This is a genomic window from Candidatus Methylomirabilis sp., from assembly GCA_036000645.1.
Lineage (GTDB): Bacteria > Methylomirabilota > Methylomirabilia > Methylomirabilales > JACPAU01 > JACPAU01.
The window spans coordinates 24,951-40,047 of the sequence record DASYVA010000221.1 but is presented as its reverse complement, the minus strand read 5'-3'; the positions used below and the strand labels follow the sequence as shown (position 1 = coordinate 40,047).

14 protein-coding genes are annotated in these 15,097 nt (G+C 70.5%); all 14 read left to right on the top strand.

Features of this window, described 5'->3' with window-relative positions; translation table 11 throughout:
• Positions 1-379 (top strand): taurine ABC transporter substrate-binding protein (locus VGT06_12760; GenBank protein ID HEV8663991.1); only part of this gene is annotated, 379 nt, incomplete at its 5' end.
• A 61-nt stretch (positions 380-440) separates the two neighbouring features.
• Positions 441-1,238, top strand: a complete 798-nt coding sequence (locus VGT06_12755) for an ABC transporter permease (protein HEV8663990.1) — start codon at positions 441-443, stop codon at positions 1,236-1,238.
• A 1-nt stretch (position 1,239) separates the two neighbouring features.
• Positions 1,240-2,058: an ABC transporter ATP-binding protein gene (locus VGT06_12750; GenBank protein ID HEV8663989.1), complete on the top strand. Its 819-nt coding sequence runs from the start codon at positions 1,240-1,242 to the stop codon at positions 2,056-2,058.
• 14 nt (positions 2,059-2,072) lie between these two features.
• A complete protein-coding gene (gene speB / locus VGT06_12745; protein HEV8663988.1) occupies positions 2,073-3,017 on the top strand; it encodes an agmatinase in 945 nt (314 codons plus the stop codon).
• A gap of 31 nt (positions 3,018-3,048) precedes the next feature.
• Positions 3,049-4,362 (top strand): 4-aminobutyrate--2-oxoglutarate transaminase, encoded by a 1,314-nt coding sequence (gene gabT / locus VGT06_12740; protein HEV8663987.1) that lies wholly within the window; start codon positions 3,049-3,051, stop codon positions 4,360-4,362.
• A 54-nt stretch (positions 4,363-4,416) separates the two neighbouring features.
• A complete protein-coding gene (locus VGT06_12735) occupies positions 4,417-5,670 on the top strand; it encodes an amino acid ABC transporter substrate-binding protein (protein HEV8663986.1) in 1,254 nt (417 codons plus the stop codon).
• 81 nt (positions 5,671-5,751) lie between these two features.
• Entirely contained in the window at positions 5,752-6,621 is an 870-nt protein-coding gene (locus tag VGT06_12730) for a branched-chain amino acid ABC transporter permease (GenBank protein HEV8663985.1), read from the top strand.
• 1 nt (position 6,622) lies between these two features.
• Complete coding sequence (locus VGT06_12725) at positions 6,623-7,561, top strand: branched-chain amino acid ABC transporter permease (GenBank protein HEV8663984.1); 939 nt, start codon at positions 6,623-6,625, stop codon at positions 7,559-7,561.
• Positions 7,551-8,252 carry an ABC transporter ATP-binding protein gene (locus tag VGT06_12720; GenBank protein HEV8663983.1) on the top strand — a complete coding sequence of 234 codons (702 nt, stop codon included), beginning with the start codon at positions 7,551-7,553 and terminating at the stop codon, positions 8,250-8,252. The genes VGT06_12725 and VGT06_12720 overlap by 11 nt, the downstream gene beginning before the upstream one ends.
• On the top strand, positions 8,249-8,971 hold the full coding sequence (locus VGT06_12715) for an ABC transporter ATP-binding protein (protein ID HEV8663982.1): 723 nt from the start codon (positions 8,249-8,251) through the stop codon (positions 8,969-8,971). The genes VGT06_12720 and VGT06_12715 overlap by 4 nt, the downstream gene beginning before the upstream one ends.
• Before the next feature lie 50 nt (positions 8,972-9,021).
• Positions 9,022-10,548 (top strand): histidine ammonia-lyase, encoded by a 1,527-nt coding sequence (gene hutH, locus VGT06_12710; protein HEV8663981.1) that lies wholly within the window; start codon positions 9,022-9,024, stop codon positions 10,546-10,548.
• Positions 10,549-10,598: 50 nt separating this feature from the next.
• Complete coding sequence (gene hutU / locus VGT06_12705; protein ID HEV8663980.1) at positions 10,599-12,284, top strand: urocanate hydratase; 1,686 nt, start codon at positions 10,599-10,601, stop codon at positions 12,282-12,284.
• On the top strand, positions 12,281-13,564 hold the full coding sequence (gene hutI, locus VGT06_12700; GenBank protein ID HEV8663979.1) for an imidazolonepropionase: 1,284 nt from the start codon (positions 12,281-12,283) through the stop codon (positions 13,562-13,564). The genes hutU and hutI overlap by 4 nt, the downstream gene beginning before the upstream one ends.
• Complete coding sequence (locus VGT06_12695; protein HEV8663978.1) at positions 13,561-14,871, top strand: four-carbon acid sugar kinase family protein; 1,311 nt, start codon at positions 13,561-13,563, stop codon at positions 14,869-14,871. The genes hutI and VGT06_12695 overlap by 4 nt, the downstream gene beginning before the upstream one ends.
• The last annotated feature ends 226 nt before the right edge of the window (positions 14,872-15,097 follow it).

The window sequence follows — 15,097 nt, the reverse complement described above, 5'->3', positions numbered from 1 at the left end:
CAAGACCCCCGGGCTCATCACCGACGTCCTGATCATCCGCCGGGACGTCATCGAGAAGCGCCGGGGCGACGTCCAGGCGGTGGTGAAGGGCTGGAACCAGGCGGTGGCCTTCTGGGAGAAGAACCCCAAGGAGGGCAACGCCATCATGGCCAAGGCGGTGGGGGGCTGGCTGAAGGAGCTGAAGGACTGGGAGGAGACCATCGCCGGGATCAAGTACTACAACGCCAAGGACAACGCGGCCTTCTTCGGGACGCCCCAGAAGCCGGGGGCGATGTACCAGACGGTGAACAATGCCCTGGAGATCTGGGGGACCCTGGGCAAGCTCCAGGGGAAGTTCCAGGCGAAGGACCTCATCACCCACGCGTACATCGGCAAGTAACCCGACTGCGGGCAGCGGCCCGGGGCGCGGTGGCCCCGGGCCGCTGCTCGCCGGGAGGCCCGTGCCCCCCCTCCGCGACGTGCTCACCCCCAAGGAGGGGATCCCGGGTCCCCTCTACGTGACGGCCAGCGCCGTCACCGTGGTCGGGACCCTGCTCCTCTGGTGCGTCCTGTCCTACGGGGGGCTGGTCCAGACGCTCTTCCTCCCCACCCCGACGCAGGTCCTGCAGGCCGCGGTGGAGCTGGGCGCCGACGGGACCCTGCTGACCCATGCCACAGCGAGCGTGGCGGTCATTCTGACCGGCTTTCTCCTCGCCTCCGTCCTCGCCGTTCCCCTCGGTATCCTGGTCGGGTCCTTCAAGATCGCCGAGGCCTTGGTGGAGCCGATCGTGGGGTTCGTCCGGTACCTCCCCGTCAGCGCCATGATCCCGCTGATCATCCTGTGGGTGGGGATTGATTTCGAGTCCCGGGTCACCGTGATCTTCATCGGGACCTTCTTCCAGCAGGTCATCCTGGTGGCCGACGTGTCGGGGAATGTTTCCAAGGACCTCCTGGAGGTCTCCTACACGCTGGGGGCGCGGCCGCGGCACGTCCTGCCGCGGGTCCTGGTACCGGCCACGCTCCCCGGCGTCATGGACACCCTCCGGATCACGATGGGGTGGGCCTGGACGTACCTGGTGGTGGCCGAGCTGGTGGCGGCGAACAAGGGGCTGGGCTATTTAATCCTCAACTCCCAGCGAGGCCTCTTCACGGATCGGATCTTCGTCGGGATCCTGGTCATCGGGCTCCTGGGCCTCGCGACCGATGCGCTCTTCAAGTGGGGGCATCGCGCCCTGCTCCCCTGGTCCCCCAGGGTTTGAAATGGACCGCGCCAAGCTGAACCTGCACCGGGTCACTATGCGGTTCACGACCCGCCGGGGACAGCAGATTGTTGCGGTCGAGGAGGTCACTTTCGCGGTCCGGAACCGGGAGGTCGCGGTCCTGGTCGGGACCTCCGGCTGCGGGAAGTCCACGCTCCTCCGGATGGTGGCCGGGCTGCTCAGGCCCACGGCGGGGGAGATCACCCTGGACGGCCGGACCGTCGCGGGACCGGGGGCGGACCGGGGGATGGTCTTCCAGGCCTACACCCCCTTCCACTGGCTCACGGTCCAGAAGAACGTGGAGTTCGGCCTCCGGATCAAGCGGGTTCCGCCGGCGGAGCGGGCGGCCGTGGCCCGCCACTTCATCGGCCTCGTCGGCCTGACCGGCTTCGAGCGGGTCTATCCGAAGGAGCTCTCCGGCGGGATGCAGCAGCGGGTGGCCATCGCCCGGGCCCTCGCGAACGATCCGGAGATTCTCCTGATGGACGAGCCCTTCGGGGCGCTGGACGCTCAGACCCGGGTGATCATGCAGGAGCTCTTGCTCAAGGTCTGGGAGGAGTCGCACAAGACGATTCTGTTCGTGACCCACGACATCGACGAGGCGATCTTCCTGGGGGACCGGGTCTACGTGATGACCGCCCGGCCGGGCCGCATCAAGAAGGTCCTCGAGGTCCCCCTCCCCCGTCCCCGGAGCCTGGAGGTTCTGACCTCGGAGTCGTTCATGGCCCTCAAGCGGGAGGTCCTGGGCCTGATCCGGGAGGAGACCCTGAAGGCGATCGCGGACGGGCAGCCGGCCGAGAGCCGGCCGGCCACCCGCTGAGCCGAGGAGGCTCCATGGACTTTACCCCCCGCGACGCCTTCGCCAGCCCCCGCTTCGCCCAGGTGGCCACCTTCATGCGGCTGCCCACGAGCCGGGACCTGGAAGCGTTGGACACGGCCATCCTGGGCATCCCCTTTGATGGGGGAACCTCCTACCGCCCGGGGGCCCGCTTCGGCCCGCGGGAGATCCGGAACCAGTCCAGCCTGCTCAGGCCCTACAACCCCGCGGTGAAGGCCCTCCCCTTCGTGACCCGGCGGGTCGCCGACTACGGCGACGTGGACGTGGCTCCGGTCTCGATCGAGAAGACCTATGTCCTCGTCGAGGAAGAGGTCGCCCGGATCCTGGCGGCGGATGTCCTGCCGGTCTGTGTCGGCGGCGATCACTCGATCTCCCTCCCCATCCTCCGCGCCGTGGCGAAGCGGCACGGCCCCGTCGCCCTCATCCACTTCGACTCGCACTGCGACACCTGGGACCAGTACTTCGGCGGGAAGTACTTTCACGGGACGCCGTTCCGCCGGGCGGTGGAGGAGGGGCTCATCGACCCCCGGCGGACCATCCACATCGGGATCCGGGGGTCCCTGTACGAGGAGAGTGACTTCGATTTTCAGAAGGAGCACGGCATGGAAGTCATCCCCATCGGCGACGTGAAGGAGCGGGGGGTCGGCTACGTCGCCGAGCGTCTGCGGCGCCTGAAGGGGGGGAAAGCCTACGTCTCCTTCGACATTGACGCCGTGGACCCGGCCTTCGCCCCGGGGACGGGGACGCCGGAGGTGGGGGGGCTCACGTCCACCGAGGCCCAGAGCCTCGTCCGGCTCCTGGCCGGCTTCGGCACGGTCGGGTTCGACCTGGTCGAGGTCTCGCCCCTCTACGACGGCCCGGGCCAGATCACGGCCCTGCTCGCCGCTAACCTGATCTACGAGTACCTCTGCACCCTGCCCAAGCGGGGGGAGCGGAAGTAACCGGGCGTCGCGATCCGGAGAGGAGCAGCGGATGGAGAAGCCCCGGAAGACGAACAAGGACCTCCTGGCCGAGCGGGAGCAGCACGTCCCCCGCGGGCCCTTCAACGTCACCCCGCTCTTCGCGGCGCGCGCGCAGGGTGCGAAGGTCTGGGACGTGGAGGGGAAGGAGTACATCGACTTCGCCGCGGGGATCGGGGTGGTCAACGCCGGCCACTGCCCGCCCTCGGTGGTCGAGGCCATCCGGGATCAGGCCGCGAAGTTCCTGCACACCTGTTTCCACGTGATGATGTACGAGCCCTACGTGGCGGTGGCGAAGCGGCTGAACGCCCTGGTCCCCGGCCCCTTCCCGAAGAAGACCATGCTCGCGAACAGCGGAGCGGAGGCGGTGGAGAACGCGGTGAAGATCGCCCGGGCCTCGACGAAGCGGCCGGCCGCCATCTGCTTCGAGGACGCCTTTCACGGCCGGACCCTCCTGGCCCTGTCCCTGACCTCGAAGGTGGACCCGTACAAGCTGGGCTTCGCCCCCTTCGCGCCCGAGGTCTACCGGATGCCCTACGCCTACTGCTACCGGTGCCCCATCGGGCTCACGTACCCCTCGTGCAACGTCGCCTGCGCCGACCTGGTGGAGGAGGCGTTCCTGAACAAGGTCCAGGCAGAGTCCGTGGCCGCGCTCCTCGTCGAGCCGGTCCTGGGGGAGGGAGGCTTCGTCGTCCCGCCCCCCGAGTACCTCCCGAAGCTGAAGGCCATCTGCGAGAAATACGGGATCCTCTTCATCGCGGACGAGGTCCAGACCGCGTGGGGGCGGACCGGCCGCCTCTTCGCCGTCGAGCACTGGAACGTCGTGCCGGACCTCCTCCTCACGGCGAAGTCCCTGGCGGCGGGGCTTCCCCTCTCCGCGGTCACCGGGCGGGCCGAGGTGATGGATGCCCCCGGCGTCGGCGGCCTCGGGGGGACCTTCGGGGGCAACCCCCTCGCCTGCCGGGCGGCCCTCGCCGTCCTCGACCTGATGGAGCAGGAGCGGCTGCCGGAGAAGGGGGCCGCGATCGGGGAGGTGGTGCAGCGACGGTTCCGGGAGTGGCAGGAGCGCTACGAGATCATCGGGGACGTCCGCGGGCTCGGGGCGATGGTGGCGATGGAGCTGGTCACCGACCGGGAGAAGAAGACCCCGGCCAAGGCCGAGACCAAGCTGGTGGTGAAGAAGTGCTACGAGAAGGGCCTCCTCACCATCGGGGCTGGAACGCACAACAACGTGATCCGGACGCTGATGCCCCTGGTGATCGGGGAGAGTGAGCTCCGGAAGGGTCTGGACATCCTGGAGGAGGCGATCGCGGAGGTGACGGGATAGGCGCGGGAGGACGGCAGAGACGCCCCGGCAGTCGACTCCGGGGAAGGAGGCATCATGAAGCGTCGTCAGTGGGTTCCGATGGCCGTGGGGCTCCTCGTGGCCGTGGGGCTCGCCCTCGGCCCGACGGAAGCCCAGCAGGCCCCGGTCTTCAAGGTGGGCGTGGTGACGTCCCTCTCGGGGGAGATGAACTTCGGCGGGAACGTCACCAAGCGGGGCTACGACCTCTGGGCCGACACCGTGAACGCAGCCGGCGGCATCGCGATCGGTGGGAATCGGTACAAGGTCCAGCTCGTCTACGGGGACGACCAGAGCAGCCCGGCCACCGCGGCCCTTGCCGCCGAGCGATTGATCACGCAGGAGAAGGTGGACTTCATCCTGGGGCCTTATGCTAGCGGGACGACGTTAGCGGTGGCCCCCATCACGGAGAAGTACAAGGTCCCCCACATCACCGGCTCTGCCGAGTCCCCCCTCATCTGGAAGCAGAAGTTCAAGTACACCTTCGGGACGATCCCGGCCGTGAACCAGATCGCCCCCGCCTCCATCAAGACGCTGGCGAAGGACGTGAAGCCGGCGCCGAAGACGGTGGCGGTCATCGGCATTGACGACGCCTTCTCCAAGTTCGCCGCCCAGGCCTTCAAGGACTCGGCGGAGCAGGCGGGGCTCAAGGTCGTGAAGTTCGAGATCGTCCCCGAGGGGGCGGACTACACACCCACCATCACGGCGGTGAAGGCGGCCAACCCCGACATCCTGGCCATCGGCTCGCACGAGAAGGCCGCCATGGAGATGATCAAGGCGGCCAAGGAGCTGGGCTTCGCCCCGAAGGCCATCGTCCAGCACTACGGCATGACCACCCCGGACTTCCTGAAGGGGCTGGGGAAGGACGCCGAGTTCATCTTCGGCTCGTCGGTCTGGACCGCGGCCCTCAAGCACAAGGGGAATGATCCCTTCGGGACGCCGGCGAAGTACGCCGAGGTCTTCCAGAAGAAGTACGGGACGCCTCCCGACTACACCGAGGCGGCCTCCACGGCGGCGGGACTCGCGTTCGAGGCGGCCCTGAAGCAGATCGGGGCCACGCCGCCCCTCGACCAGAAGGAAAAGGACGCCCTGGTGGCCGCGCTCGAGAAGCTCAACATCAAGACCTTCTACGGCCCCATCAAGTTCGCCACGGAAGGGGACTTCTATCACGACAACGTGGGCCTCTCCAGCATCGCCCTCCAGATCCAGGGGGGGAAGATCGTGGAGGTCGGCCCCGGCGCGCTCAAGGTGATCAGCCCCAAGTACCCCATGCCGGCGTGGACAAAGCGGTAGGCGGATGACGCGCTCGCGGTGCGGGCGGCGGCCTCCCCCGCCGCCCGCACCTCTTTCTCCCCCCTCGGTCCGGAGCCTCCCGTGGAACTCTTCCTCCAGACCCTCCTGGACGGCGTCCTGATCGGCGGGACGCTGGTCGTCATCGCCGCCGGCTTTTCCCTCTGCTTCGGGGTGATGGACGTCATTGATTTCGCCGTGGGGGAGTGGGTGATGCTGGGGGCCTACACCGCCTTCTGGTTCCAGGAGTTCACCGGCGGCGACCCCATGGCTGCCCTGCCCCTGTTCTTCGCCCTCTTCTTCGCTGGCGGGTACCTGCTCCAGCCCCTCATCCAGCGGGTGACGGCGGGCAAGCGCCCCCACCCGGTCCTGATGGGCCTCCTCTTCACGTTCGGGCTGGCCACCGTGGCGAAGGGGAGCGCGCTCTACTTCTGGGGGTTCAACTTCCGGTCCATCCGGACGTGGCTCTCGGGGCAGAATGTCCAGATCGGGATCACGGTCCCCTCCCTCCGGTTCGCCGGGTTCCTCTTCGGCGTCTTCGCAACCCTCACCTTCATGGCCTTCCTCTACTGGACGCGGACGGGCCGGGCGATCCGGGCGACCGCCCAGGACCGGGTGACGGCCGGCCTGCTCGGGGTGGACGTGCGGCGGATCAGCGCCCTCGTCTACGCGGTCTACGCCGGCCTGACGGGGATGGCCGGCGTCCTCATCGGTGCCCTCTTCTCGATCCACGCCGGGATGGGCCTCCGGTACACGACCCTCGCCTTCTTCGTCGTCGTGCTGGCCGGGATGGGTTTCGTCCCGGGAGTCATCCCGGCCGCGCTCTTCATGGGACTGCTGCAGTCCCTCACGGCGGTCTACCTCGGGAGCCGCTACGTGGGCCTCGCCCTCTTCGGGGTGTTCTACCTGACGCTGGTGGTGGCGCCGAAGGGCCTCTTCGGCCGGGGGAGCTAAGATGCGGCCCCTCCGCCTCCCCGCGCTCGGTGCCTTCCTCCTGCTCACCCTCCTGGCCCCCTTCGCCCTCAATCCGTTCTGGCTGCGGATCCTGACCGAGATTCTCCTCTGGATCGGCCTCGCCGTCTCCTGGAACATCATCGGGGGCTACACCGGCTATCTCAACTTCGGCCACGGGGCCTTCTTCGGCGTCGGGGCCTACGTCACCGCCATCGCCATGGTGCATGCCGGTCTGCCCTTCGGGGCGGGGCTCCTGCTCGGCGGCTTGGCCAGCGCGGCGCTGGCCGCCTTCATCGGCCTCCCGACGTTGCGCCTCCGCGGGGCCTACTTCGCGATCGCCACCTGGGCCTTCGCGGAGATGATCCGGCAGGTGGCGCTCCTCTTGGAGGTGACGGGCGGGGCCTTCGGCATGCGCGTCCCCGGACTGCTGGATCCGAACTTCTTCTACTACGTCATGTGGGCGGCCGTGGCCGGGACCTGCGCCATCACCTACGGCCTGATGGAGCGCTCGCGGATGGGATACAAGCTCCGGGCGATCCGGGAGCAGGAAGAGGCGGCGGAGACGCTGGGCGTGGCCACTACCCGCCTCAAGCTGGCCGCCTTTGCGCTGAGCGCGACCTTCCCCGGCGTGCTCGGCGGCATCTACGGCTACTGGACCACCTACATCCATCCGGACAGCGTGCTGTCCGGGAGCGTGACCGACCAGATGGTGGTGATGGCCCTGCTCGGAGGGCTGGGGACGGCCGTCGGCCCGATCCTGGGAGCCGTGCTGCTCCAGGCCGTGAGCCGCTTCCTCTGGCTCCAGATGGAGCAGAGCGTCCTCTATATTGTGTTTATCGGCCTCGTGATCTGCGTGGTGGTGCAGCTGCTGCCCGACGGGCTCGTCGGGTTCTGGGCGCGCCTCCGACGGCCGCAACGGGGGGGAAACGGTGCTGCTTGACGCGCGGGGCCTGGTGAAGCGCTTCGGGGGCCTCACGGCGGTCTCCGGGATGGACCTGGCCGTGGGACCCGGGACCATCGTGGGCCTCATCGGGCCGAACGGCAGCGGCAAGACCACGCTCTTCAACCTCGTGAGCGGGCTGTACCGCCTCGACGGGGGCACCGTGCTCTTCAAGGGGCAAGACGTGACCGGCCTCTCCCCCCACCGGATTGCCCGGAGGGGGCTGGGCAGGACCTTCCAGATTCCCGCCCTCTTCCGGAAGATGACGGTCGAGGAAAACCTCTGGGTCCCGGCCATTGACGAGACCTGGGGCGCGATGCGACGGCGCGCCGCCGATCTGCTGGAGTTCTTCCGCCTGACGCCCCTGCGCGATGAGCCGGCCGAGGTTCTCTCGGGCGGGCAGCAGAAGGTCCTGGAGCTGGCCCGGGCCCTCATGCGCGACCCCGATCTGCTCCTCCTGGATGAGTGCACGGCGGGGGTCCAGCCGGTGATGGTGGCGGAGCTCCTTCAGGCCATCCGGCGTCTCCGGGAGCGGGGGAAGGCTTTCGTGATCATCGAGCACAACATGGACGTGATCCAGGACCTCTGTGAGGAGATAGTCGTGATGCACGAGGGGCGTGCCATCGCGCGCGGGGATCTTTCGGCGGTAAAGCGGGACGCCGCTGTGGTGGAGGCCTACCTGGGGCGATGAGGGTCCGGCTTCTCGTCGAGGGGCTGCGGGCGGGGTACGGGACCCTGGAGGTCCTGCACGGGGTTTCCCTGGACACGGCCGGGGAGCCGGTGACGGTCGTCCTGGGGCCGAACGGGAGCGGCAAGTCCACGCTGCTCAAAGCCGTCGTGGGTGTCCTCTCCCCCTGGTCCGGGTCGGTGCGCCTGGATGGGAACGACCTCACGGGGATGCCGCCGCACCGGATCGTCCGGCAGGGGGTCACGACCCTCCCGCAGGGGGGCGGGGTCTTCCCGCGCCTGAGCGTCGAGGAAAACCTCCTGATGGGGGCCTACGTCGTCCAAGATGGGGGAGAGGTCCGGGGGCGTTTGCAGGAGGTCTTCGCGCGATTCCCCATCCTCGAGGAGCGGCGCCGGCAAGTGGCCGGCGGCCTCTCGGGCGGCCAGCAGATGCTGCTCGCCGTGGGCCGGGCCCTCATGACGCGCCCCCGCCTCATGGTCCTGGATGAGCCTTCGGCGGGCCTCGCGCCCCGCCTGGTGGAGGAGATCTTCGGCCTGATCCGGCGGCTGGCGGCAGAGGAACAGATGACCTTCCTCCTGGTGGAGCAGAGCGTGCGGCAAGCCCTTCGCGTGGCGGACCGCTGTGCGGTCCTGGTCCAGGGGGAAGTCCGATTCGCCGGGACCCCCTCGGCCCTCTCGGGCGAGGGCCAGCTCATGGACCTCTACTTCGGCCGCCGCGCCTAGGGGAACGAACCGTTGGTCGGCGGGGCACGCCGGGGTAGAATGGGCACGTCATGACGATCCTCCTGGATGGGAACAGCCTCACGCTGGAGCAGGTGGAGGCGGTGGCCCGCGGCGGGGAGCACGTTCTCCTGGCCCCCGCCGCGAGGGAGCGGGTCCGGGCCGCACGCGCGACTGTGGACGGGCTCCTTACCGCCGAGCGCCCGGTCTACGGCGTCACCACCGGCTTCGGGAAGTTGAGCGATGTCCGGATTCCTCCGGAGCAGGCGGAAGCGCTTCAGCGGAACCTCCTCCGGAGCCACGCCTTCGGGGTCGGTCCGCCGCTCGCCGAGGACGCGGTCCGGGCGAGCCTGTTGCTCCGGGCCAACGTCCTGGCCAAGGGATACTCCGGCGTCCGGCCCGAGGTGGTGGAACTGATCTGCGAGTGCCTGAACCGCGGCGTTCACCCGGTGGTCCCCGAGCAGGGGTCCGTAGGGGCGAGTGGGGACCTGGCGCCGCTCGCCCACCTGGCTCTGGTCCTCATCGGCGAAGGCGAAGCGGTCGTGGAGGGCCACCGGGCGGCGGGCGCGGCCGCCCTCGCGCAGGTCGGCCTCGCCCCCCTCACGCTCCAGGCGAAGGAGGGGCTGGCCCTGGTGAACGGGACCTGCGTCAGCGCCGGCATCGGTGCCCTGGCCCTCCGGGACGCGGAGGCGCTGGCGACCGTGGCAGACATCACCGGGGCGATGGCCGTGGAGGCTCTCCTGTGCAGCATCCGCGCCTTCGACGAGCGGCTCCAGGCCCTCCGTCCCTTCCCCGGTCAGGCCCGCTCCGCCGTGAACCTCCGCCGCCTCCTCGAGGACAGCCCCATCGTGGAGTCGCACCGCGACTGTCCCAAGATCCAGGACAACTACAGCATCCGCTGCATTCCCCAGGTCCACGGGGCGACCCGGGACGCCCTCGCCTACATCCGGCAAACCCTCACCACCGAACTCAACGCGGCCACGGATAATCCCCTCGTCTTCCCGGACACCGGCGAGGTGCTGGCCGGGGGAAACTTCCACGGGCAGCCGGTGGGCCTGGCGCTGGATGTCCTGGCCATCGCCGTCGCGGAGCTGGGCGCCATCGCGGAGCGGCGCGTGGAGCACCTGGTGAACCCGCTCCTGAGTGGCCTCGCTCCCTTCCTCACGCCGGAGCCGGGCCTGAACTCCGGTTACATGCTAGGACAGGTGACCGCAGCCGCCCTCGTCTCCGAGAACAAGCTGCTCGCCTCGCCGGCCTCCGTGGACTCTCTCCCCACCTCCGGAGGGAAGGAGGACCACGTCAGCATGAGCGCGCTTGCGGCCCGGAAGGCGGCGGCCGTCGTGACCAACGCGCGGCGCATCCTGGCCGTGGAATACCTGTGTGCGGCGCAGGGGCTGGACCTGCTCCGGCCTCTCACCCCGGCCGCGGGGACGGGGCGGGCGTACGCGCTGCTCCGGGAGCGGGTCCCGATGCTCCGGGAGGACCGGTTCCCGGGGCCCGAGCTCGAGGCGGCCGAGGAGCTGATCCGGACCGGCCGCCTGCGGGCGGCGGTCGAAGAGGCGGTCGGACCGCTCTACTGAACACAGAGGCCTGCCCTCGGGGGATCGCGATGGGGACGGCGGCGGGGAGCATGACGCGCGAAGCGATCGTGGAGCGGGTGGACCGGCGTCAGGTGGGCCCGGCCCCCCGCGGGACGCAGCGCGCGTGCAAGGGGTGGGGCCAGGAGGCGGCCCTCCGGATGCTGATGAACAACCTGGACCCGGAGGTGGGGGAACGCCCCGAGGCCCTCGTGGTCTACGGCGGCGCCGGGAAGGCCGCCCGCTCCTGGGAGGCCTACGCCCAGATCGTCCGGAGCCTGCTGGACCTGGAGGACGACGAGACCCTCCTGATCCAGTCGGGCAAGGCGGTCGGCGTCTTCCGGACCCACCCGGATGCGCCCCGCGTCCTGTTGGCCAACGCCCTGCTCGTCCCGAAGTGGGCCGACCTGGAGACGTTCCTGATGCTGGAGCGGCAGGGGCTGACCATGTACGGGCAGATGACGGCCGGCTCCTGGATCTACATCGGGACCCAGGGCATCCTCCAGGGGACCTACGAGACCTTCGCCGCCGCCGGACGGACCCACTTCGGCGGGAGCCTCCGTGGACGCCTCGCCGTGTCGGCCGGGTTAGGCGGGATGGGCGGGGCCCAGCCGCTGGCCGTGACGATGAACGATGGGGTCTTCCTGGGGATCGAGGTGGACCCTGCCCGCATCGTGCGGCGGATCAAGACCGGCTACTGCGACCGGATGACCGCGGACCTGGAGGAAGCGCTGGCGTGGGTGGAGGAGGCGAAGGAGGCCGGGCGATCTCTCTCCGTCGGGTGCGTCGGGAACGCCGCCGAGGTCCTGCCAGCCCTGGTCGAGCGCGGGGTCGTCCCGGACCTCCTCACGGACCAGACGGCGGCCCACGATCCCCTGAACGGGTACATTCCTCGTGGCTTCACCCTGCAGGAAGCTGCTGCCCTCCGGGAGCGGGACCCGCAGGCCTACATCCGGGAGGCCTCGGCCTCGATCGCCGCGCATGTCCGCGCGATGCTCGTGCTCATGCGGCGGGGCGCCGTCACCTTCGAGTACGGGAACAACCTCAGGGCCCAGGCGAAGCAGGCGGGGGTGGAAGACGCCTTCGGTTTTCCCGGGTTCGTCCCGGCGTACATCCGCCCCCTCTTCTGCGAGGGGAAGGGGCCGTTCCGGTGGGTGGCCCTCTCGGGGGACCCGCAGGACATCGCGGCCACGGATGCGGCCGTCGCGGCCGCCTTCCCCCGGGATCAGGCCCTCCAGCGTTGGCTGCGCCTCGCCCGGGAGAAGGTCCATTTCCAGGGTCTGCCGGCGCGCATCTGCTGGCTCGGGTACGGGGAGCGGGCCGAGGCCGGCCGGGTCTTCAACGACCTGGTCCGCCGGGGCGCGGTGCGGGCGCCGATCGTCATCGGCCGCGACCACCTGGATGCCGGGTCCGTGGCGTCGCCGTATCGCGAGACCGAGGGGATGCGGGACGGCTCGGATGCCATCGCCGACTGGCCCGTCCTGAATGCGCTCCTCAATGCCGTGAGCGGGGCGACCTGGGTGGCGGTCCACCACGGGGGCGGGGTCGGGATCGGCTACTCGCTGCACGCCGGGATGGTGGTGGTGGCGGACGGGACGCCCGAAGCCGGTGCGCGCCTCACGCGCGTCCTCACTACCGACCCCGGGCTCGGTGTCATCCGGCACGCCGACGCCGGCTACGAGCAGGCGGTGGAGGTGGCGCGCCGTCGCGGCCTGAAGATCCCCGGGGTGACGGCATGAGCCTCCCCGTTGCCGACCTCGTCGTCACCGACGTGGCCGAGCTGGTGACGGCGGAGCCGGGGCTTGGGGAGGGGCCGCTCGGCATCATTCGCGACGGGGCGGTGGCCGTCTCCGGGGAGCGCATTCTCTGGGTGGGTAGGGCCCGGGAGCTGCGGCGGGCCGTGGCGGTCGAGGGGGGGACACGCCTTCTGGAAGCGCAGGGGGGGACCGTCTGCCCCGGCTTCGTGGACTCCCACACCCATCTTCTCTTCGCCGGCTCCCGGGAGAGCGAGTTCGCCGCCCGATGCGGCGGCGCGACCTACCAGGAGATCGCCGCGGCTGGCGGTGGCATCCAGGCCACGGTTCGCGCGACCCGGGGGGCGTCCCCCGGGGAGCTGTTCCGCCTGGGGTGGGATCGCCTCGCCTCCTGCCTCTGCCACGGGAGCACCACGGTCGAGGTCAAGAGCGGCTACGGCCTTTCCCCGGAGAGCGAGCTCACGAGCCTCCGGGTCCTCCGGCGCCTCGCGGCCGCGCACCCGGCCGACGTCGTCCCCACCTTCCTTGGCGCCCACGCCGTCCCTCCCGAGTTCGCCTCCCGCCGCGGCGCCTACGTGGACTCCGTGGTGGACGAGATGCTCCCCGCGGTCGCCGCCGAGGGGCTCGCGGAGTTTTGCGATGTCTTCTGCGAGCAGGGCTACTTCACGGCGGCCGAGAGTGAGCGGATCCTGCGGGCGGCGATGGGCCGAGGCCTGAAGGCGAAGATCCACGCCGACGAATTTCACGCGTCCGGGGGGGCCGAGGCGGCGGCGGCGGTCGGTGCCACATCGGCCGACCACCTCCTCTGCGTGACCGAGGAGGGGATCCGGGCCCTGAAGGCGGCGGGCGTCGTCACCACCCTCCTCCCGGGGACGGCCAGCTTCCTCGGCCTCGGGCGCTACGCCCCGGCGCGGGTGATGCTTGCCGCCGGCCTGACGGTCGCCCTGGCCACCGACTTCAACCCCGGCACCTGCATGACCGAGAGCATGCCCCTGATCATCCATCTGGCCTGCACGCAGATGCGGATGGGTCCCGGGGAGGCGCTGATCGCCGCCACGATGGGAGGAGCCGCGGCGCTGGCCCGGACGGCGAGCGTCGGCTCGCTCACGCCCGGCAAGCAGGCGGATATTCTTCTCCTCGACTGCGCCAACCACCTCCACCTGCCCTACCACGTCGGGATCAACCCGGTCCGGACCGTCGTGAAGCGCGGGCGTGTCGCGGTGGAGAACTGGCATCTCGCCGCGCCCCGGCCGGAGGGTGCGTGAGTGCCCGCCTGGGGGTGGTGGCGGACGACCTGACCGGGGCCAACGCCGTCGGCGCCCAGCTGGCCGAGCTCCACCTGCCGAGCATCGTGACGGCGGATCCGGCAGCGCTGACCGCGGTCCCGGCCGACCTGCCCGCGGCGGTCCTCGATGTGGACAGTCGGGCGGACTCCCCCGAGCAGGCCGCCGCCAAGGTTCGGGGGGCGGTCGGCGCCCTCAGGAGCTGGGGGGCAGACATCTTCTATAAGAAGACCGATTCCACGCTCCGCGGGAACCTGGGGGCCGAGCTGGACGCCTTCCGGGAGGCGACCGGAACCGGAATCCTCCCGTTCCTTCCTGCATCGCCCCTCAATGGCCGGGTGACCGTGGACGGGGTCCAGTTGGTGGAGGGCCGCCTGCTCGCCGAGACGCCCATCGCCCGCCGCGCTATCCCGCCCCTCCTCGACTCCGCCGTCGCTGCGATCCTCGCCCGGCAGAGCCGGGCCGCGGTGGCCGCGATCCCCCTCGCGACGATCCGCAGCGGGTGCGACGTGCTTCAGGCGGCCGTCCGCGAGGCCGCAGGACGCGGCCAGGTGGTCCTCTGCGACGCGGTCACGATGGCTGACGTGGCGGCTGCCGCCGCGGCCTGCGTGAAGGGAGGCCTCGGTGGGGCAGCCGCCGGGGGCGTGGAGTTCTGCCAGGAGCTGGCCCGCCTCCTCCTCCCGCGGCCGGCCGCGCCTGTTTTGCTCGTGGTCGGGAGCCTTGAGGAGGTGAGCGACCGGCAGGTGACCCACCTCCTGGCGGGGGGCGGGACGCTCCGGTTCGCGGGTGAGGCCGCGGCCCTCCTCACGGCGGCGGGGTGCCACGCGGGGGAGGTGGCGGTGGCCGGACTCGCCTGCCGGGCGGCGACCGAGGGGCGGGACCTGCTCTTGCGAACGCGCGCTGATCTCGAGGCGAGCGAAGCCGCGTTCCGGGCGGGACGGGCACGGGGGCTCGGGGCGGAACAGACGCGCCGGGCCGTCGCCGAGGGGCTCGGGAGGCTCGCCGCGGCCGCCGCAGCCGCGGTCCCTCTCGGGGGTTTCGTCCTCGTCGGCGGCGACACGACCGCGGCCGTGTACCGGGCGCTCGGGGCGGCGGGAACCCTCATCGAGGGGGCCCTGGCCCCCTCGATCCCCGTCGGGCGGCTCCGGGGCGGACGGTACGCTGGCCTTCCGGTGATCACGAAACCGGGGGGCTGGGGGGAGGAGGGAGTCCTGGTGGCGGCGGTGCGGGCGCTCCGGCGGGCAGGCCCCCCGGCCCCGGCGCCGGCCGCCTCGGCCCGCGGAGTGTGAGGCGCCGCACAGATCGGTCGGGCACTTCAGGGGAGCGTCGTCGGAAGGGGGGAAGCGCCTTGACGGTTCTGGGTCCGGCTGCTAGCCTCAGGGATTATTCGGGGTCAGATCCCAACATGAACGAGGTCTTCTTATTATGTCTTTTCTGCTCGATCGTCTGGAAACCTGGCTCACCCTCCTCGCCTGGACCCGGGGCACGGCAGGCTGGCTAAGGGCCGTGCGGCAG

Bases quoted from the DNA above. Each gene is read 5' to 3' on its own strand.
- VGT06_12750 (HEV8663989.1), top strand. From the start codon at position 1,240: ATGGACCGCGCCAAGCTGAACCTGCACCGGGTCACTATGCGGTTCACG.
- speB (HEV8663988.1), top strand. From the start codon at position 2,073: ATGGACTTTACCCCCCGCGACGCCTTCGCCAGCCCCCGCTTCGCCCAG.
- gabT (HEV8663987.1), top strand. From the start codon at position 3,049: ATGGAGAAGCCCCGGAAGACGAACAAGGACCTCCTGGCCGAGCGGGAG.
- VGT06_12735 (HEV8663986.1), top strand. From the start codon at position 4,417: ATGAAGCGTCGTCAGTGGGTTCCGATGGCCGTGGGGCTCCTCGTGGCC.
- VGT06_12725 (HEV8663984.1), top strand. From the start codon at position 6,623: ATGCGGCCCCTCCGCCTCCCCGCGCTCGGTGCCTTCCTCCTGCTCACC.
- VGT06_12715 (HEV8663982.1), top strand. From the start codon at position 8,249: ATGAGGGTCCGGCTTCTCGTCGAGGGGCTGCGGGCGGGGTACGGGACC.
- hutH (HEV8663981.1), top strand. From the start codon at position 9,022: ATGACGATCCTCCTGGATGGGAACAGCCTCACGCTGGAGCAGGTGGAG.
- hutU (HEV8663980.1), top strand. From the start codon at position 10,599: ATGACGCGCGAAGCGATCGTGGAGCGGGTGGACCGGCGTCAGGTGGGC.
- hutI (HEV8663979.1), top strand. From the start codon at position 12,281: ATGAGCCTCCCCGTTGCCGACCTCGTCGTCACCGACGTGGCCGAGCTG.